Source organism: Peribacillus butanolivorans (assembly GCF_001273755.1).
Taxonomy (GTDB): Bacteria; Bacillota; Bacilli; order Bacillales; family DSM-1321; genus Peribacillus; species Peribacillus butanolivorans.
The window spans coordinates 229,893-249,654 of record NZ_LGYA01000001.1 but is presented as its reverse complement, the minus strand read 5'-3'; the positions used below and the strand labels follow the sequence as shown (position 1 = coordinate 249,654).

Here is a 19,762-nt window from a genome sequence, read left to right as displayed (position 1 = left end):
AGTTTGGTTTAGAAAACTCACTTCACTTAAAACGCAGGTACGACGGCTCCTTCATATTTATCTAAAATAAATTCTTTGACCTTTTCCGTCGTTAATGCATTCGCAAGCTTTTGGATCGCTTTATCGTCCTTATTGTCTGGACGAGCAACTAAAATGTTAACATATGGTGAATCCTTTCCTTCAATTATCAGTGCATCATCGAGAGGTTTTAACCCTCCTTCTAGCGCGTAGTTTGTGTTAATGGCCGACGCTTCCACATCGTCAAGCGAGTGAACTAAAAGAGGGGAGTCGACTGGAATGAATTCTATTTTTTTATCATTTTTTGTAATATCCTCAATCGTATAATCCCCTGACTTAGACGAATCCAACTCAATGATATTATTTGCCGCAAAAAGCTGTAACGCTCGTGAAAAGTTTACTGGATCTTTCGGTACGGCTACTTTCGCTCCGTCTGACAATTCCCCTATAGACTTAATTTTCTTGGAGTAGACACCAAATGGTTCAATATGTACGCCCTTCACATTAACCAAATTTAAACCACTATCTTTATTTACTTGCTCTAAATACGGTGTATGTTGAAAGAAGTTTGCATCCAATTCTTTGTTTGCTGTTTGTTGATTCGTTTGAATACCATCCGTAGAAATCACTACTTCTAGTTTCACGCCCTGTCTTTCTAAATCCGGTGCGATAAACTCTAAAATTTCGGCATGTGGAATCGAGGCTGCACTAATTTTCAAAGTCACTTCCTCATCTTTGTCTCCTTTACTCTCCGATGATGTTTGCTCATTATTTCCACAAGCTCCTAATACCAGTAATACTACTGTTAAAATCGTCACTGACAGCCATTTAATTTTCTTCAATGTTCCTCACTCCTTTTTTTATCCTTTTATATTGGAATAAATACTTGCAAATATTTATCAGCGGATTCATATCCGCTGGATGTTTTCTTTTCCTTCTATATGTATAGTCTCTTCCCCTAAGAAAAGCGGACTCAACAACTGAAATGATTGGATCCGTTCTACTTCTTTTCGGAGCGGTGTATGCAAGATAAATTCATCCACTTGATAAGTTTTATGAAGTTCCTTTAAAATTCCGTTTACATATCCTGGAGTCCCAGCAATAACACTTGCGGTCTGCTCTTCTATTTCGTAAGCTTCACCAGCCTGCTTCTCAAATGATTCAGCCTGTTCACGTGATTGAACTGTCAACGTTCGGCCACTTTGAAGATGAACTTTAAATAGTTTGTGATCGCTTGCCAGCTCCTCTGCTTTTTGTTGGGTAGGAGCAGCCACAACGGCTACTGATACGATAAAACGACCATCTGGGTACTTGCTTCGGTAAGCAGAGGAAGCTTCATTCAGCATGGTATCATCACTATTAATAAATCTGGCGAATACAAAATCCATTCCGAGGTTAGCGGCTAGTTGAGCACTGTTTGAACTGGCACCAAGCAGAAAAGTTTCGGGTTTCTCAGGCGGTATCGGTGTTGCTTGAATACCAGAGAGCAAGTGATCGTCATTGATTGAATTTTCAATAATATTTTGCAATAAGGATGCACGTTCCCCAAAATCTTTTCCATCATTTACAGTTCCAAATTGTAATGCCTTTGTTGATAAAGGAAATCCACCTGGTGCTTTACCAATGCCAAGATCTACCCTCCCCGGGGCAAGAGTGGATAAAACATGAAAATTTTCAGCGACTTTATAAGGACTGTAGTGCTGAAGCATGACACCTCCCGAACCTACACGAATGGATGTGGTTTGCGATAATAAATAAGAAATTAATACTTCCGGTGAAGATCCAGCAACTTGTTCCATATGATGATGTTCCGATACCCAAAAACGGGTATATCCCCATTCTTCAGCTTTTTGAGCTAGGTTTACGGTTTGCTTAAGTGCATCAACTGCCGAATTCCCAGGAAAAATGGGGCTTTGATCTAATATTCCAAGCTTAAAACTCATATATCTCCCTCCAATCATCAATACCTAGTTAACAAATCGAATTAGTTGTTTTAATTTGATTGAAATTCATCCTAACATTGTAAACAAGCACTTGACAACACCTTATTTGATAGAAAAATTTATTTAATTGATTAAAAAACTCTATCATTCGCTTATGAGTATGGAATACCTTTGCCAAATTACTTAACCTCACTTTCGCCTATTAGGGTTAAGAAATATTTTTTATAGAGATCTAATCTTCTAAACCCTATCAGAACTAAGAATCATCAATGAGAGGAAGAGAAAAGGATAGAAGAATCTATGAAAAACTTGAATGAATTAATGAACGAAGAGTGGCTATGTAGTTAAGGAAAAATGGAGGGGGCAATGTTCGCATCAGCTGACTTGCAGAAGAGAAAAGAGGCTCCCAATCGGATAAGTCATTCACGGAGCTTACACAACACAAAAGCAGCTATCTGAATAGTTAATTTGTGGTGGATTTATCATGCCTTTGCTTGAAATTAAGTTGCAGATATCCTTGGAATTACGACAAATAGGGTGCTAGGCACGAACCAACTTTAGATTGTGTCTGGCACCTTTGTCATGTATGTTCACCACTTACCCTGGTTATGTAATAAAGCCTTGGCACTTTCATATAAAAAATAAGCGGCTTTAATAATGGATTTTTCATCAACAGTAAAAGCTGGATGATGCCAGTCTTCGTTTCCGTTTGTACCAAAAAAGGCAAAGGTACCGGGGATATGTTGAAGGTAATAAGCGAAATCTTCACCACCCATTGAAGGTTCTGGATTGATTACATGCAATGATTGCTGCCGAGCAGACACGCGTGCCATCTCTGTAACTGCAGGATGATTAAGAAGCGCAGGGGGCCCAGGAAACCAACCAATCTCAGCTTCCTGTGAAAAAGCAGCTGCAACATGATTCACAATCGAATAAAACTTTTCTGTTACTTCTTCGCGGATTCCAGAATTAAAGGTTCGAATCGTTCCTTCCAATATGACGTCACCCGGAATTACATTCCAAGTGTTTCCACCTGTTATTCTCGTAACACTCACCACAGCACAATCTAATGGGGATACATTCCGGCTGACGATAGTTTGAAGAGCGGTAATAAGCTGAGCCGCTGCCGCTATTGGATCTTTTCCGTTTTGAGGGATGGCCGCATGGCTCCCCTTCCCTTGAAGAACAATTTGAAAACGGTCCACCGCCGCCATTAACGGACCATCTTTTATCCCAATGGTGCCGACAGGCAAATTGGGTTTATTGTGCAGCCCAATCACAGCCGCTACATCGTCAATTTGACCATCTTTTATCACATGCACCGCTCCGCCACCTAATTCTTCTGCGGGTTGAAAAAGCAATCGCACTGTCCCGGACAACTCTGATTGATATTCTTTTAAAAGGTAGGCAGCACCTATTGCAGCTGCCGTATGAAAATCATGGCCGCAAGCATGCATCACTCCTTTTACTTTCGAAGCAAATGGAAGCCCGGTTCGTTCCTCAATCGGAAGAGCATCGATATCCGCCCTTATGGCTACTGTCGGTCCGGGTTTACCACCCTTTATATCTGCAAAAACACCTGTTTTCAATCCTGTATGACGGATCTCAATGCCCTCTTCCTCGAGCCACGTTTGTATCGATTTTGTCGTTTCAAATTCTTCATTTGATAACTCCGGATATTGATGTAAATGGCGCCGTATCGATATTAAGCGCTTTTCCAGCTCTCGACTCATACAGTCGCCTCCTTCTATAAATCTAAGCGATAGCATTTTACTAAAATATCATGATTTTGAAATTCTTTCGTTCGATCCCGTTTAAAGCCAAACCATTCGTATAGTTTAATGGCTTTATGCATCTTATCAGTAGAATGTAGATACAAACTGGACGCACCTTGCGATTTTGCATAAATTACACTAGCTTTTAATAATTCCTGTGCGATACCGCGTCCCCTTGATTCGGGATGAACGGCCAACAACCGAATGATTGGTGAAAAAATCCCAAGTTCCGGCTTTTCATATGCTTTTTCAGATGACTGAAAAAGCTGCAATGTACCAAGGATATCCTGATTGCACTTTGCAACCAACACCTTATCAACATGTGGATTATCCACCGAGGATTCTATATTTTTTAAATATCCCTCCCAAGCTTCTGGGTTCGAATATTCATGTTCATATTGTTGATAACTTTCTACCAATAAGCGGCGGACCGTCTCTTTATCTTCTTCAATCAATTCATCTACTACGATTGTACTAATCATACTTTTGCCCCTTCCTTTAATTGGCCCTTTCTTCTAAAAACGATACGGAAAAATCTCTTGATATCCGGTTTAAAAATTGACGTGTTCGCTCTTCCTTTGGAGCATTGAAAATCTCCAATGGTGAACCTTCTTCTACAATGACCCCGCGATCCATGAAAAGAACACGATCCGATACCTCTTTAGCAAAACTCATTTCATGGGTTACAATCACCATCGTGATGCCTTCCTGTGCAATTGCTTTTATGACAGAAAGCACCTCACCGACCAACTCAGGGTCGAGTGCCGAGGTTGGCTCGTCAAATAGAATGACCTCCGGATTTAAAGCAAGTGCCCTAGCAATTCCAACACGTTGCTGTTGACCTCCTGACAATTGCGAAGGGAAATAGTTATGCTTATCTCCCAAACCTACTTTTTCCAATAACAGCTCGCTTTCCCGTTTCGCTTCAGCTTTCTTATATTTTTTTGTAACAATTAACCCTTCCATTACATTCTCCAAAACAGTTTTATGAGCAAATAAATTATAATGCTGAAAAACCATTGCCGATTGTCTTCTAAGGGATAAGATTTCCCTTTTGGTCGCCTTCTTAGACTCCACCTGTACATCTCCCACTTGAACAATTCCCTCATCTGGTTTCTCCAGAAAGTTCAAGCACCTAAGCAGGGTTGTTTTCCCAGATCCACTTGGTCCAAGTATGGTAACTACTTCTCCCTTGCCTATTTTCAAATTAATTCCTTTTAAAACGGGCTGCTGGTTAAATGATTTTTTTATATCTTTTAAATAAATCATTGTACTCCTCCTCGATTATAGGCAGTGGCCTTTTTCTCAATTAAAAACGAAAGCCCCTCTGCAATGATTGTGAGGCCCCAATAAATTAAACCAGCAGCGATAAAAGACTCCAAAAATTTCAAATTGGTGGATGCAACTATATTGGCTGCTCCTGTCATTTCTTTTTGCGATACAATGAAAGCAATGGATGACGTATGCAAGAATCCAATGAAAATATTCGTGAAATTCGGGATGGACTGAGCAATGGCCTGTGGCAAAACAATTCGCGTCATGGCTTGAAACGAATTCATACCTACGGAATAGGCTGCCTCCATTTGGCCATTGGAGACACTGATAATTCCCGATCTGAATATTTCTGATAAATAGGCACCCGCACTCAACGATAAGGCGGTTAAGACAAATAAAATGATCGGAATGGAATTAGATTGAATACCCAAGTCAAATTTTTTAGAAATTTGATCGATTAATAATGGAAAACCGAAATAAATGAGCATTATGTGCATAATAATCGGTGTTCCTCTAAAGAAGGAAACATATACATTTGCAACTCTACATAGAAATTTCACTTTATATATCCTAATCAAGGCAACAGCGAGACCGATAATAAAACCTGCAAGAAGAGGAAGAATCGTTAAGATAAGTGTGATCGGAAGTGCTTTAATAATCTCCTTAAAAGCAGTCCAAATAAATAGAATATCAATCGTCAAGTCCTTCTCTCCTCCCTTTGTTATCCAGTAACAGACACATCAACAGTTTGATGCCGATTAATGCGATTTTCATAAAGTCTGAATATTTTCTCAAACAATAGCACGACTGCATAATAGATAACAGCTAATGAGAGATAGACTTCGAGAGCATGTGCAGTTGCAGCAATTAATGTCTCTCCCCTACCCATCATATCCATTACGCCGATGGTAAAGGCAAGTGAGGTATCCTTCAAGGATCCGATAATAGAGTTTGCGATATTCGGAAAAGCAATCCGTATTGCCTGAGGAAGCACAATTCGAAAGAAACTTTGACTATTATTCATGCCAACAGAATAGGCTGCTTCCGTTTGCCCATAATCGACAGCCTTAATCGCTCCTCGGAATATTTCTGCGAAATGCGCCCCATTACTTAATGCATAAGTAATAATGACAAAATACAGAGCATCCATTCTTGAAATATCAATATTAATGAATAAAAGGATTGCAGGCAGTCCATAAAAAACTAGAAATAATTGTATTAAAATAGGAGTTCCCCGAATGAATGAAATATACAAAATGACAAATTGATTCAAAACAGGGATACGAAATAATCTCAGTATGGCTGCCGCTATCCCGATGACCATTCCTAATAAAACGGATGCTGCCAGAATTTGCAATGTTACTCCAAGGTAATATATTAACGTCGGAATGAAATCGACAATTAATGAAGGATCAAATGCTTTCCCCATGCTTTAGCACCTCCGCGCTTACTGCTATCTAATTAAAATCCTACTGAATAGTCTGCGCCCAGCCACTTTTTACTTAGTTCGCTAACTACCCCATCTTTTTTCAGCTCCACAAGTGCTTCATCAATTCTCTTCTGTAAAGGCGTTTCGTCTTTTCTTAGTAAAAAGTATACTTTTGAATTAAGAAGTGGCTCACCCACAACCTTTTGCTGTGCATCTGCTTGTTTATTTAAGAAGTCGACTGCAAATGGTGTAGTAATGGTAGCATCCGCCCGACCAGTTTTGATTTGATTTTTCGTATCATCTACGCCTTGGCCAGAATAGACAATTTCAATACCGGCATTATTTTCTTTATTATACTTTTCAAGAAAAACAGCAGAATTGCTCGTTGCACTCACTATCGCTTTTTTTCCTTTTAGATCTTTAATCGAATGAATATCATTGTTGTCCTGATGAACTGTAACTTGAAGGGGAAAGACATTATATGGTTCTTTATTAAATAGAAATTTTTCTTTTCGTTCATCATTCACCTCCATTTGGTGAGCAACAAAATCGATTTTGTTCGTTTCTAAACTTAATAATAGATTCGAAAATTCCATCGTTTTAAATTCAAATTCATATTCAGGTAGCTTTTCATCGATTTGACGTACCAACTCGACATCATACCCTGTCAACTTACCATTTTTATCTAAAAAGCAAATATTAGGGAATTGCGTTCCTGTTCCGACAATGATTTTCTGAACTTTTTTATCTTTTGAACCTCCAGAACTTGATTTTGCTGTACTCGTTGTTTCTTTCGAAGAGCAAGCTCCCAAAAAAGTAAGTAGCAGTGCCATAACAATTAATAATGTTTTTTTCATCTCAAATTCCCCCGACGTTTTTAATTACTAACAATTGGTTCTTTATTTTCAATAATGCGATACAACGTTTCATCGAGAATTTTACGAAGATACACAATTTTTTCTCCATCGTGATCTCGTTCAGCAAAAATCTCATAGCCTCTTCTTTCATAAATGGAAACAAGCCAAGGATGACGATCAGCTGTCGCCAAATAGACAGCCGGCGCTTTCACCTGTTTCCGAAGTGCGTTTTCTTCCACCCAGGTTAACAAAGTCGAGCCAAAACCTTTTTGTTTGTAAAGGGGGTCGACTGCAAACCACCAAATGAATGGGTATGGACTGAACTGATCAGGGTCATTCCATGGATGACGAACTGTCACAGTAGAAACAATTTGGCCCTCCTGTTCTAAAACATAAGTGAGATTCCGCCTAATATTATTCGTCACTAGCTGCAAATCAGCTGTCGCAGCCAGAAAGTTAATATTCAATTCTCTAATTGGTTCATAAGCCCGAAGTGTAACGTTTAGCACTTCGGGAGCATCTTTTACAGTGGCAAGACGGATTAGCTGTGTCATGATTAACTCCCCACTTCTATAACATATTATATGTACCAGAATAATCGGATTTATATCTGCAATCTTTCTTTAAATCAATCAGTCATGCTTATAGACCCAGATTTAAACGCGTGATTTTTTGTTATTGTACACGTTCAAGTACTTCTTCAAGATGTGGAATTCCAACTTCTGTAACACTCTCATATACGTTACCTCGCCCAATTTCAATTATAGGCACATGTCGGACACCATATTTGATTTCTAAAATATCTCGCCGTTCATCATGATTGGTAACATCCACTGTTTGATAAGCAATGTCCTTTTCTTTCAAGTATTGTTTAACCTCTTCACAATAGTGACATCCTTGTTTGGACCAAACGACGACAGATAACGCATCTCCCATTTCGTATTCCTCCTTCAAATTTTTTAAATGATTCTTCAATTATTGATTAATGCTTTCTTTGGCATAACGATTTTCCGGGAATGGAAGTCCCAAGTTGCCTCTTAATGTTTCTGCTTCATATTCAGTACGATATATCCCCCTTTTTTGAAGGATAGGCACCACATAGTCTACAAAGTCGCGCAAAGCATTTGGAACACTTGAAGTAAAAATAAACCCGTCCGCACCCTCCTCTTCGAACCATTGCTGGATCAAATCCGCTATTTTCTCTGGAGTTCCAATAAAAGAAGTCCGAGGTGTAGTCTCCTTAAGTGCTACTTGACGGAGCGTTAACTGTTTCTCCTTGGCTTCCTGTTTAATTCGGTCAGTCGTACTTCGGAAACTGTTTTTTCCGATGTGTCCGAGATCTGGGAAAGGCGCATCCAGTTCATATTGAGAAAAATCATGATGATCAAAGTATCGTCCCAAATAGTCAAGCGCCTTATCTATAGAAACTAGGTTAGCGAGTTCTTGATATTTGTTCTCTGCTTCTTCCACAGTTGCACCAATGATTGGAGCGATTCCTGGCAGAATTACAAGTTCATCAGGATTTCTCCCAAATGCAATAGCTCTGTTTTTTACATCTTGATAAAAGTTCTGCGCTTCTTCCAATGTTGGTTGACCCGTAAAGATTGCATCCGCTTCTTTAGCCGCAAGACTCTTGCCTGCTTCTGATGAACCTGCTTGGAAAATGACAGGCCGCCCTTGTTTAGATCTAGCAATGTTAAGTGGTCCCTGCACTGAGAAAAATTCTCCTTTATGATTTAATTGATGCAATTTAGAAGGTTCAAAAAACTCACCGTACTCTTTATCCCGAGTAAACGCGTCATCCTCCCAGGAATCCCAAAGCCCTTTGGTAACTTGTAAATATTCTGATGCTATCCGATAGCGTTTGGCATGATCAGGGTGTTCTTCAATCGTTTTGTTATAGTTCAAAGCCGTACTCTCAAGAGGTGTAGTAACAAGGTTCCATCCGCCACGACCTTGACTAATGTGATCAAGTGAAGCAAATTGCCGGGCTACAGTAAATGGCTCACTGTATGAGGTGGAAACAGTTCCGACAAGCCCTATTCTTGATGTAAAAGCAGCGAGTGCGGATAAAATGGTCAGTGGTTCAAATCGATTTAAAAAATGCGGAATTGACTTTTCATTGATAAACAAACCGTCAGCAATGAAAAGTAAATCGAACTTTCCCTCTTCGGCCTTCTGAGCCTGCTCCTTATAAAATTCAAGACTAACACTGGCATCTGCTTGAATGTCAGGATGCCTCCAACCAGATATACTCCCTCCAACTCCATGTATAAGTGCTCCCAATTTCAACTTTCTTTGCTTGGACATTGATACTCCTCCTTTAATTTTCATAGAAAACACGTGAATCCATTTTTAACTTTGCAGCCAGCCATCTACTGAACATCTTTAATTAATGAAGGCTTTCTTTTGGCTCGTAAAGTGATCCTCTTCAGGTAAAAGTGGACTTAACAGCTGAAAAGACCTGAATCGTTCTGCTTCTTTTAAAATCGGCGTATGTAAGATAAACTCATCTACCCCATAGTTTTCATGAAAATTTGTTAATATCCCTTTCACGTAAGAGGGAGTTCCAGCAATAATATTGGAATCCTGTTCTTCTATTTCGTAAGACTCCCCAGACTGCTTCCCAAATAACTCTGCTTGCACAAGTGTTTGGACCGTAACAGAACGACCACTTTGGAGATGAACTTTCACAATCTTTTGATCACCTGTTAACTGTTCTGCTTCTTGTTGTGAAGGAGCAGCAATCACTGAAACTGATACCTTAAAGCTCCCAGTTGGATAGATACTTTGGTAAATGCGTGCAGCATCTTCGAGTACAGTCTCATTACTATTGATAAATCGAGCAAATACATAAGCTATACCAAGATCAGCTGCTAGCCTGGCACTGTCAGCACTCGCACCAAGCAGAAACATTTTTGGTTTTTTCGAAGGGAGTGGTGTCGCTTGAATACCTGCAAGCGGGTGAGTTTCATTAACCGAATTTTCAATTATTTTTTGCAAAAAAGATAACCGCTCTTCGAAATCTTTTCCATCATTCACAGTACCAAACTGTAGCGCCTTCGTTGATAAGGGGAGACCACCGGGTGCTTTTCCAATACCAAGGTCTACTCTGCCAGGTGAAAGATTTGATAACACGTGAAAGTTTTCCGCCACTTTATATGGGCTATAGTGCTGAAGCATTACACCTCCAGATCCCACCTTAATCGATTTTGTTTGGGCCAACAAGTACGATATCAATACTTCTGGGGAAGATCCAGCCAGCTGTTCTGCATGATGATGCTCTGATACCCAGAAACGGGTATACCCCCATTCCTCAGCATGTCTAGCTAGATTAATAGTTTGCTGTAGTGCATCAAAAGCCGAAGTTCCTGGAAATATCGGGCTCTGGTCTAAAATGCCAAGCTTATAACTCATACTATCTCCTCCACGTTTAATTCATAGCTTTCTTATAAGAATAATGGTTTATTTGTAATTGTGATTTATCCTATCACCTTAAACATGCTAATGGCAATACTTAAACTGATAGAAAGAATTATTGTATGGATAGGAAATCTCTATCAATGAAGGAGCAATTTTTCAAATTTCTGAACAGAAGACAGGATTTCATTCCATAATAAAGGAGCTTCAACCCCATATTTTAAATGTGTCAAATGGATGTGCTGCTTTATCTTGATTAAATGCGACACATCCACTTCAACCAGGGTTCCCTGTTCTAACTCTTTTTTAATACATAAATACGGTAAAAACCCAATACAGCTCCTGCTAAGAATTAGAGATTTAGCCACCTCCAAATGATCTACCTGAAATTCAATACGTGGCTCTACATGTGACACCTCAAAGATTTTATGAACCTGGTTCCAATCAAATGCGCCGCATTCAAAAAATACTAGCGGCTCAGTTGCCAATTGCTGCGCTGACAGGTCTTTTTGAAATTGATAATGATGGCCTGGATACACAACTAAACGAATCGAATTATCAAGGACCTTGTGATTTTGGAGACCACTATGCGTAACATCCTTCATAAATGCGATATCCACCTGTTTCTGAAGCAATTTATCAACTAATGCATCGTTTGGAGCAGAAATAAACTTAAAGCGTAAATCAGGGTTTTCTTTTTTCCATAAAGGAAGAGCATATGGAATAAAGTATTGCGAAGTAATGATATTGGCGCCAATCGTTATTTCTTCGCGATAACTTCCTTTTTTTAACTGTTTTTTCCCCTGTTGATAGGTACGAATAATCTGATCCGCAAATGGAATAAATGCTTTCCCTTTTTCAGTTAATATAATCCCCCTGCCTTGCCGCTCAAATAATACCGAATCGAGTTCATTCTCGAGTGTTTTAATTCTTGCCGTAACCGTTGGTTGTGACAAGAACAGTGCCTCTGCAGCTTTATGAAAACTGTTAAAGTGAACAACATATAAAAATGCTTCAATATGATCAATATTCATCTATCCAACTCCTTATCTCCAATATGAAAGCAGGCTCCTTCGCTTGTCGCGTTATGGAGCAATGAATGATTTTTCCATTTTATAGAGACTTTATTCGATTTTAATCATATAATTCCAATAAGTAAAGTGTATTTTATTTAGTTGAAAGATCAACCATTCACAATTTAAAAAGTATTGGCGCATACCTTAGGAGAAAAGTGAATTAAATACCACCCACTTCATTGTATAAACGGACAAACTGAATCCAGCCTAGCCGGCTATTCAAAGAGAAAACACACAATATCTGTGCTAAATACCTGCTTAGCACCTAGTATTTTTCATCCACACGTTTTAATTAAGTAAAAATATGATATATGACAAGCTTTATATTCAAGACACAAAACTTTGGATTGTTAATCCCAAAAGGAGAATATATATTCGCTAAAAAAATATTGATCACTCTAATGGCTAATAGGAATTGTTATTTCATTTGGCGATAGTTATGGAATAAAACCAACAAAGTTCTACTTTGTATCATGGGATGCATATGCAAAAATCGGGCTGGAACTTTCCAGGTATCTTGGTCTTTGTAGAATTAACTCCTCAGACACTACTTTCATTTGTAAGTTGGATTAAAATCAAGAAAGATGGAACATCCATCATTCGTTAGAGATTCTCGTATCCATCAATTGAACTCAGTAAGCTAGAATAGCTCCGACTTCTCCTTTTATTATAAAACTGACATATTTAAGTTATTATTTTTTTCTCCTTATAAAAAAGAAAAGAAGGGTCATCCTAAAGGAGTAATTCAAAATAGGAAATAAGGAGAGAAAATAAATGCCTCAACAACAAATCGATGTCAATCAATTAAATCAAGCAAAAGCAAACGTTACTCTTACACAAACTTTACTTAGTCAAGCAATTGAAAAATCCTCATCGGACCCAACATTGGCACAAGAAGCAATTAAACAAGCTGCTTCGGAAATCGCACAAGCCCAATCATATGTAAGTCAAGTTTACAGTGTAATGCAAACTCAAAAAACGGAGTAAATTAAGAATAGAATGTCACAAAAGCTAGATGATAAGAGGCCTATACCCATAAGTGGATTAGGCCTTTTTAGTTATTCACATAGTTTAGCAAACCTTATAAAAAGGGAGCGCCCCTGTTTTTCTTAAAACCACTATTATAAGGTGGAATGCTTTGAGGAAATTTAAACGTATTAAATGGATCATATGTAGTTTTTACTTCTCGAAGCCGTTTAAAATTTTCTCCATAATACGCTGTTGGCCAATCTTTGATTTGCCTATCAGGCCAATTCACATAGTCACCAGTCGTATACGGTGATAAGGCACTCCTTAATTCTTTGATCCAACGTATGTTTTCCCTTTCTTCTTTAGGATTATTCCAAGTAGCTAGGTATTCTTGTGCAATAATGGCGTCCCGGTAATAGAAAGCCGTTTTCTTTGGTTCGACCTTGCCTGCTGCTCCTCCAAGAGATTGGTGCCAAATGCCTGAATTTTCATTTGGTGCTTTTTCTAAAAATTGTTTCATCGTCAAGATCGCTTTCTTTGGAAAAGGTTTATTAAGAAAAGATCCTGATCTCTTTCGATGGGCTGATTGGTTTCCACTCGGGTCGTCAAAGAACCGTACAGCTTCAATATATGGAACTTCCTTTATCAATACACTAGTTGGTGAACCGGTTGTCGTTAAAGGCTGAAGAAGTTGCTTTAACCTAGAAGACGTACCTACAAATTCACCTTGAGCGATAATTTGATTTACTTCCTTTGACTTAAACTCTATTTCTGATGTTAGTCGGTCATCCGTGTGAGGTGCCCAATTTTGCCATGCATTAAATACTGCTTCGAAATCTTCCCATCCCCATGTAATGGAGAAGACTGAAACCCTAGAAATGGGGTGCACCTTGAATGTAAAGGACGTTCCTCCTCCCCCGCCGCAGCAAGCCCAAAATAAATCACTATTATGATTCTTGTTTGCTTTAATGAGTTCGGCACCTTTACTCCCACTTGCTCTTACCATTTCTATTTCAATAAGATTGTCACAAGTAAGTCCAAACAACCGCGTTAACATGCCAATTCCCCCGCCGAGCGTAAGGCCGACAATACCTACACTGCTTTCGGTACCTGCAGGGATAGTCGTGCCGTATTCCCATAATTTATTATATACCTTCCCTAAATTAGCTCCGGCTTCTATTTTTGCAATCATTTTTTCACGATTGACCTTGATTCTATCCATTTCGCTGACATCAATAATAAGACCGCCATTTACTAATGAAAAATTTTCATAGCTATGTCGACCGCTTCTCACCCGAAAAGGTATATGATTCTCCCTCGCCCACTTCAATGCATTTTGTACATCCTTTGTATTCTGACAAAATACAATTATCTTTGGGAATTTTGGGAAACTTAAATTATTATTTATTCTTGCCTGCTCATATTCAGAATCAACAGGTGTAACGATCCGCCCGGTAAGCTTTGTCTTTTCCAAAATATAACCCCCTTCCTCAGTTGATGTAGAGAGGATGCTATATACTATGAAATTCTTTAGGAGAAGACACATTCTATAGGCTGGTAAGGATTTCAATTAATCTAATTCATACTTTTAACTCAACATCCGTACCTTAAAAAGTAGGATATATAGTTTTTCTATATGATAGAGCACATTTAACTCGCAAGTTTTCAGTGTTTTACTCGTGAAATGATTTACTNTTTACTCGTGAATTTTCATGATTTACTCGTGAATTTTCATGATTTACTCGTGAATTTTGCAGTTTTACTCGTGAATTCCACCAATTTACTCGTGAATTTTGCAGTTTTACTCGTGAATTCCACCAATTTACTCGTAACAATTTCAATAAACTTAACAAGTGATGACTGTATGCACTCTACTCGCCCCCCTTCTTTGTTGATTCACATAGCTAAAGTGCGTACGATAGAAATAAACGGAACAAAAGGGAGATGGATTGATGTTGAAAGAAAAGATCATTGCTTGCTTTAGTGGTGGCAAAGATTCCACGTATATGCTTCATAAGCTGTTAAAAGAAAACAAATATGAAGTCGTATCTTTGCTTACAACCGTAACAACTGATGATGAAACATCCGGACACATGGTTGATTTTAAATTGATTCAAGCTCAAGCAGAATCCATTGGAATTCCATTATACAAAATTCAATATCCTTTATATGATGGAAAAGGTTTTGAAAAAGGCCTTATTGACGCCATGAATTTTTTTGGCAATCAAGGTATCTCAAAAATTGCATTTGGAGATCTCTTTCTGGAGGATTGTATCGAATACAAAAAGAATTTAGTTGAGTCTAATAGTTATGAACTAATCCTTCCTTTAGCCGGAATCAACACGAAACAGTTAGTCCAGGAGTTTATTGATTTAGGGTATAAAGCGAAAATTGTCAGCATTCGTTTAGATAAGCTCGATCCTTCTTTTTTAGGAAGAGATTTGGACCAAAAATTTATAGAAGATTTACCAGATGATGTAGATCCATGTGGTGAGTTTGGTGAATATCACTCATTCGTATATAACGGAGACATTTTCTCTAATCCGATACAACTAGACTTGGAAGATGAAATGTTTATACTTCCTGCCAATCCATTATTCAGCGAGGTTGGCTATAAACGTGTAGTAAAAGTTTAAATTCTTCATTACTATTGTCAGGTATCTTAAGGAAAAAAATCAAAAGGATGCCTGACACCTTTTTTTATGATCTCAATTCAGCTTTTACATTATTTGCGGATTCAATCTTATCAAGATACAAACTGAGTGAATCCCCATTTTCCATTATAATTACGATGAAGGTTTTGTATAGCTCACTTTTAACTGATTATGGATTGGTTTTGTATCTAGCAAAATACGCTATTTTTTAAACTATAAAATTTTCCATGCCCATTTATGGGAATACCGTTCCAATCGCCAGCAAAAAAAAAACATGGTCATAAAGTAACCATGTTTTCATTCTACTCATATACACTAAAAGTTATTTATTGAAAAATTCTTTGTTAATTTTTTCAGCCTCAGCCATGTATTCTGTTTTAATCCCACTTTTAACTCCCCACCAATAGAAGCCAAGTGCTAGACATGCGATGACCACCATATCCCAGCCAAATGTAAGAATATTTTTTCCGCCGAACTTCTCACTTCCAATATAAGAAATCAAAATCATACAACCTAAGTAAAGAAGCATCCAAACACCTGATAAAAATTGTTTTTTGAATCCATTCCATTTATTTTTCGCTTGATAATAAAAGTAAATAGGAAGTCCAATGGCAATGATGAAAACGACTTCACCTGTTAATGGCCAACGCGCCCAATATAAAGTAAGCGATGCAAAAACAAATCCACATGGTGCAATAATAGAAGCACCTTTTAAGTAAAATGGACGATTAAAATGAGAAGCTGTACGTCTTAATGTTGCCAATGCAACTGGCCCCATGATATACGAAATAAGTGTAGCAACTGAAATCACTTCAGCAAGTACGCCCCATCCGCGGAATAAAAATAAAAAGATAAAACATACTCCTAAGTTTAATAACATCGCTGGACGAGGAACACCATAAAGTGGATGTAATGTACCAAAGATATTCGGTAAGTACCCATTTTTCTGCATTCCATAAAGCATACGCGAAGTTGTCGCTGTATAAGTAGCACCTGTACCAGACGGTGATACAAATGCATCTACATACAATACAATCGCTAACCAGTTAAGACTAAGAGCAATTGCCAAATCAGCAAAAGGTGAATTGAAATTCAGATGACTCCATCCGTTCACGATCATAGACGGATCAACTGCACCGATAAACACAACTTGTAATATAACGTATATAAAACCTGCAATTAGAATAGACCCAATAAGAGCAATAGGTATGGACCTATTCGGCGACTTAGCTTCTCCTGCCATATTAACGGGACTTTGAAATCCATTAAACGCAAACACGATACCAGAAGTAGCTACTGCTGTTAAAACGCTTGCCCAACCATATGGTGCGATCCCTTGAGAACTTGTAAAATTTTCACCATGAAATCCAGCAAAAAATAACGATCCTGCCATTACACCTGGAACAATTAATTTAAAAATAGTAATAAATGAATTTGCCTTAGCAAAAAGGTTAACTGTCCAATAGTTGACGAAGAAATAGAACAATAGTAGTAAAGAAGCTATGAATAATCCTTTGATCGTTAAGATATTGTTATCAACTAAAGAATGAGTCCATCTTGCCCATTCCCAAGGCCACGTACTCATATACTGTACTGAAGCAATGGCCTCAACGGTAATAGTCGAAGCGATAGATATCCAGTTTGCCCACGCAGCTAAAAATCCAATAAAAGAGCCATGCGAATATTGAGGATACTTAACCATTCCTCCAGCTTCAGGAAACATTGCCCCAAGCTCTGCGTAAGATAATGCGATAAATAAAATTACAACCATACCGATAATCCAAGAAAAAATAGCTGCTGGTCCTGCAATCTGGGCAGCTTTCCACGCTCCGAACAACCAACCTGAGCCGATAATAGAACCAATACCTGTCATAGTTAAAGCAAAAGTCCCCATCTTTCTATGCATATTACTCATCCCTACTACACCTCTTCCTAGGAAAATAAAAAACACTTGATCTAAAAAAATCAAGTGTTTGCCCAGGCGCGCGGCTTATACTCTATATGCTCCCCCATGGTACTCCATGTTGCGCCAGTTACATATAGAAAAATAGTTTTTTCTTAGTATATAGGATTTTTCTAAATTTCACAATACTTGAAAAACATTTATATTTTATTAATAATTCCATTGTTTTTTCGGAATTTACTATTAATATTCTTTTTAATTTGAAAAAATTAGGTGGATTAAGCTTCAAAAAGCAAACATTCGATTTCTAGAACTACATGCTTCAACAATATAATCATTTCCCTTTAACATTATATTTAAAAATCTTTAATAGCTTATATGTGCAAAATAAACCGTTCCAAATTAATGGGTATTCCCGATTTTCTTTATTCCTTTTAAGGTTCGGTTTATTGCAATAATATCATAGCAACTTTGTTCAAAATACCCGATTTGCTAGAATCAACCATAACGGTGGGGAGGTTCCATGACCACAATGGGATATAAATCCCCCATATTTCTAAAATACCTTATCGGTTTTCAATTTCACTGGATTATTCCCCCTTTACTCCCAGTGTTCTTTTCTTCCGCAAAAAAAGTCATGCACAAGTTGGGGAAAAAGCCTGAGGGATGAAGATCTCTCTTTGCTTTGTCCACAATTTATGCACAACTTTAATTAGTGTCTATTATATTTAAACTAACTGTGAAACACACTCAGCATAGCTAGAATGATGAACGTAGATTACTAGTATTTTAATGTTTCCTTGAACAAGATGATGTCCCTAAATCCTTACTTGCTTCTTAACTGGAAATATCATCATCGGTCTTAGCCTCTAATGGTACTCGCTTCTCCATTTTTAAAATGTAATAACTTGCTACGACTATAGCTAGGAAAACGACCCCAACAATCAGGGAAATTCGAGTACTAGGGTTAATCCACATACCAACCAGCACCATCAGTAAAAATGCAATTGTTGCATAGTTGCTGTAAGGGGCAAAAGGCATTTTGAACGGGTGGTTTTCCATTTCCGCAGCTCTTACCTTTCTGAATTTAAGCTCACTAATAAGTAAGACAAACCATGGAATCATTCCAGGTAGAACACTGGCACTGTAAACATAAAGGAATAGTTGTGGCGGTGCAAGGTAGTTCAAGACAACACCAATTGCTAAACCTAAAAGGACAGCAATCGTACAATAAGCTGGCACTCCATTTTTAGATACTTTCGCAAAGATTTTAGGAGCTTGACCGTTCATTGCTAGAGTGTAAAGCATACGACCTGCACTGAAAATCCCACTATTACATCCAGACATCGCCGCTGTGATTACGACAAAGTTAATAATACCTGCTGCTGCAGTAATACCTATTTTAGCAAAGGTTGAAACAAACGGACTACCGATGTCATCTAGTTGGTTCCAAGGAAAGACTGTCACGATGACAAAAATAGCGCCAATATAGAATATTAAAATACGCCAAATGATGCTTTGGATAGCTTTTGTTACAGTCTTCGTTGGATTTTTCGCTTCACCCGCAGTGATACCGATAAGTTCAACGCCCTGATAGGATGCTACAACAAGGGAAAGCGCAAAGAAGAACCCTGTCCAGCCTCCGGTGAAGAAGCCGCCATTTGCCCAAAGATTTGATAATCCAATTGCATCACCGCCATTTCCAAATCCGAAAAAGATAAGACCTAGTCCAGCAATAATCATCAGTACAATCGTTATAATTTTAATAAGCGCAAACCAAAATTCAAATTCCCCGAAAGATTTTACAGAAATGAGGTTTGCAGCCCCTAGGATAACCATGGCAATCACACCTGGTATCCATGCGGGTAAATCTGGGAACCAATACTTCATATACATTCCAACGGCAATTATCTCGGACATTCCGACGATTACCCACTGAAACCAATTACTCCATGCAGTCATATAACCTGCTAAAGGATGAATATAGTTACTCGCAAATGTTGCAAACGAACCCGTAGTAGGCTCTAAATAAAGCATTTCTCCCATAGAACGCATGATGAGAAATATAAAAAGACCAGCGATAGCATAAGCTACCATTACAGATGGTCCAGTCCATTTAATCGTACTTGCTGATCCCATAAATAACCCAACACCAATGGTACCGCCCAAAGCGATCATCTGAATATGACGTGCCTCTAGCCCTCTCTTTAATTCTTTGTTTGACATGATTAATTCCTCCAGATGTAATATTAGCGACTATACTTCGTACAAGGTTATTAAAGTCTTTTTCTAGCCCCTAATTAACTCTCAATTTAGATTAAAACAACTGTTGATTCTTTTTCCATACTTATGATTAGATTTGAAAAGTTCCAATTCTTTATCATATCGAATAATTTATAATCTTATCTTATAATAATAAATATTCTGTAAAAAAACAAATGTA

At 38.1% G+C, this 19,762-nt stretch carries 18 protein-coding genes and 1 riboswitch; of the genes, 2 read left to right on the top strand and 16 right to left on the bottom strand.

Annotation, left to right across the window (positions count from 1 at the left end; genetic code table 11):
- Nucleotides 1-26 precede the first annotated feature (26 nt).
- The 13 genes from AKG34_RS01150 to AKG34_RS01090 form a co-directional block, all read right to left on the bottom strand.
- A complete protein-coding gene (locus AKG34_RS01150) occupies nt 27-860 on the bottom strand; it encodes a MetQ/NlpA family ABC transporter substrate-binding protein (protein ID WP_053344410.1) in 834 nt (277 codons plus the stop codon).
- 66 nt (nt 861-926) lie between these two features.
- Entirely contained in the window at nt 927-1,961 is a 1,035-nt protein-coding gene (locus AKG34_RS01145; RefSeq protein ID WP_053344409.1) for an LLM class flavin-dependent oxidoreductase, read from the bottom strand.
- 590 nt (nt 1,962-2,551) lie between these two features.
- A complete protein-coding gene (locus AKG34_RS01140) occupies nt 2,552-3,694 on the bottom strand; it encodes an amidohydrolase (protein ID WP_053344408.1) in 1,143 nt (380 codons plus the stop codon).
- 14 nt (nt 3,695-3,708) lie between these two features.
- Nucleotides 3,709-4,218: a GNAT family N-acetyltransferase gene (locus AKG34_RS01135; RefSeq protein WP_053344407.1), complete on the bottom strand. Its 510-nt coding sequence runs from the start codon at nt 4,216-4,218 to the stop codon at nt 3,709-3,711.
- 16 nt (nt 4,219-4,234) lie between these two features.
- Complete coding sequence (locus tag AKG34_RS01130) at nt 4,235-5,005, bottom strand: amino acid ABC transporter ATP-binding protein (protein WP_053344406.1); 771 nt, start codon at nt 5,003-5,005, stop codon at nt 4,235-4,237.
- Nucleotides 5,002-5,712 carry an amino acid ABC transporter permease gene (locus AKG34_RS01125; RefSeq protein WP_053344405.1) on the bottom strand — a complete coding sequence of 237 codons (711 nt, stop codon included), beginning with the start codon at nt 5,710-5,712 and terminating at the stop codon, nt 5,002-5,004. Before AKG34_RS01125 ends, AKG34_RS01130 begins: the two co-directional genes overlap by 4 nt.
- A gap of 20 nt (nt 5,713-5,732) precedes the next feature.
- Entirely contained in the window at nt 5,733-6,440 is a 708-nt protein-coding gene (locus AKG34_RS01120; RefSeq protein WP_053344404.1) for an amino acid ABC transporter permease, read from the bottom strand.
- 32 nt (nt 6,441-6,472) lie between these two features.
- A complete protein-coding gene (locus tag AKG34_RS01115; RefSeq protein WP_053344403.1) occupies nt 6,473-7,297 on the bottom strand; it encodes an amino acid ABC transporter substrate-binding protein in 825 nt (274 codons plus the stop codon).
- Nucleotides 7,298-7,317: 20 nt separating this feature from the next.
- Nucleotides 7,318-7,851, bottom strand: coding sequence for a GNAT family N-acetyltransferase (locus AKG34_RS01110; protein WP_053344402.1), 534 nt, complete (start codon nt 7,849-7,851; stop codon nt 7,318-7,320).
- Between the two features lie 121 nt (nt 7,852-7,972).
- On the bottom strand, nt 7,973-8,233 hold the full coding sequence (locus AKG34_RS01105) for a glutaredoxin family protein (protein WP_053344401.1): 261 nt from the start codon (nt 8,231-8,233) through the stop codon (nt 7,973-7,975).
- 39 nt (nt 8,234-8,272) lie between these two features.
- Nucleotides 8,273-9,607, bottom strand: coding sequence for an LLM class flavin-dependent oxidoreductase (locus tag AKG34_RS01100; RefSeq protein WP_053344400.1), 1,335 nt, complete (start codon nt 9,605-9,607; stop codon nt 8,273-8,275).
- Between the two features lie 78 nt (nt 9,608-9,685).
- Nucleotides 9,686-10,714, bottom strand: coding sequence for an LLM class flavin-dependent oxidoreductase (locus AKG34_RS01095; RefSeq protein WP_053344399.1), 1,029 nt, complete (start codon nt 10,712-10,714; stop codon nt 9,686-9,688).
- A 143-nt stretch (nt 10,715-10,857) separates the two neighbouring features.
- Nucleotides 10,858-11,751, bottom strand: a complete 894-nt coding sequence (locus AKG34_RS01090) for a LysR family transcriptional regulator (RefSeq protein ID WP_053344398.1) — start codon at nt 11,749-11,751, stop codon at nt 10,858-10,860.
- A gap of 816 nt (nt 11,752-12,567) precedes the next feature.
- Here AKG34_RS01090 and AKG34_RS01085 point away from each other — a divergent pair.
- On the top strand, nt 12,568-12,780 hold the full coding sequence (locus AKG34_RS01085) for a hypothetical protein (protein ID WP_053344397.1): 213 nt from the start codon (nt 12,568-12,570) through the stop codon (nt 12,778-12,780).
- A 94-nt stretch (nt 12,781-12,874) separates the two neighbouring features.
- On the opposite strand, the gene AKG34_RS01080 is transcribed toward AKG34_RS01085, so the two are convergent.
- A complete protein-coding gene (locus AKG34_RS01080) occupies nt 12,875-14,236 on the bottom strand; it encodes an FAD-binding oxidoreductase (protein ID WP_053344396.1) in 1,362 nt (453 codons plus the stop codon).
- Nucleotides 14,237-14,714: 478 nt separating this feature from the next.
- Between AKG34_RS01080 and AKG34_RS01075 the strand changes: the two genes are divergently transcribed.
- A complete protein-coding gene (locus AKG34_RS01075) occupies nt 14,715-15,398 on the top strand; it encodes a Dph6-related ATP pyrophosphatase (RefSeq protein WP_053344395.1) in 684 nt (227 codons plus the stop codon).
- 340 nt (nt 15,399-15,738) lie between these two features.
- On the opposite strand, the gene AKG34_RS01070 is transcribed toward AKG34_RS01075, so the two are convergent.
- Both AKG34_RS01070 and AKG34_RS01065 read right to left on the bottom strand, forming a co-directional pair.
- Nucleotides 15,739-17,331: a glutamate/serine transporter AimA gene (locus AKG34_RS01070; RefSeq protein WP_053344394.1), complete on the bottom strand. Its 1,593-nt coding sequence runs from the start codon at nt 17,329-17,331 to the stop codon at nt 15,739-15,741.
- A gap of 53 nt (nt 17,332-17,384) precedes the next feature.
- Nucleotides 17,385-17,463, bottom strand: a riboswitch (ZMP/ZTP riboswitch).
- Between the two features lie 693 nt (nt 17,464-18,156).
- Nucleotides 18,157-19,545 (bottom strand): amino acid permease, encoded by a 1,389-nt coding sequence (locus AKG34_RS01065; RefSeq protein ID WP_053344393.1) that lies wholly within the window; start codon nt 19,543-19,545, stop codon nt 18,157-18,159.
- Nucleotides 19,546-19,762: the final 217 nt, after the last annotated feature.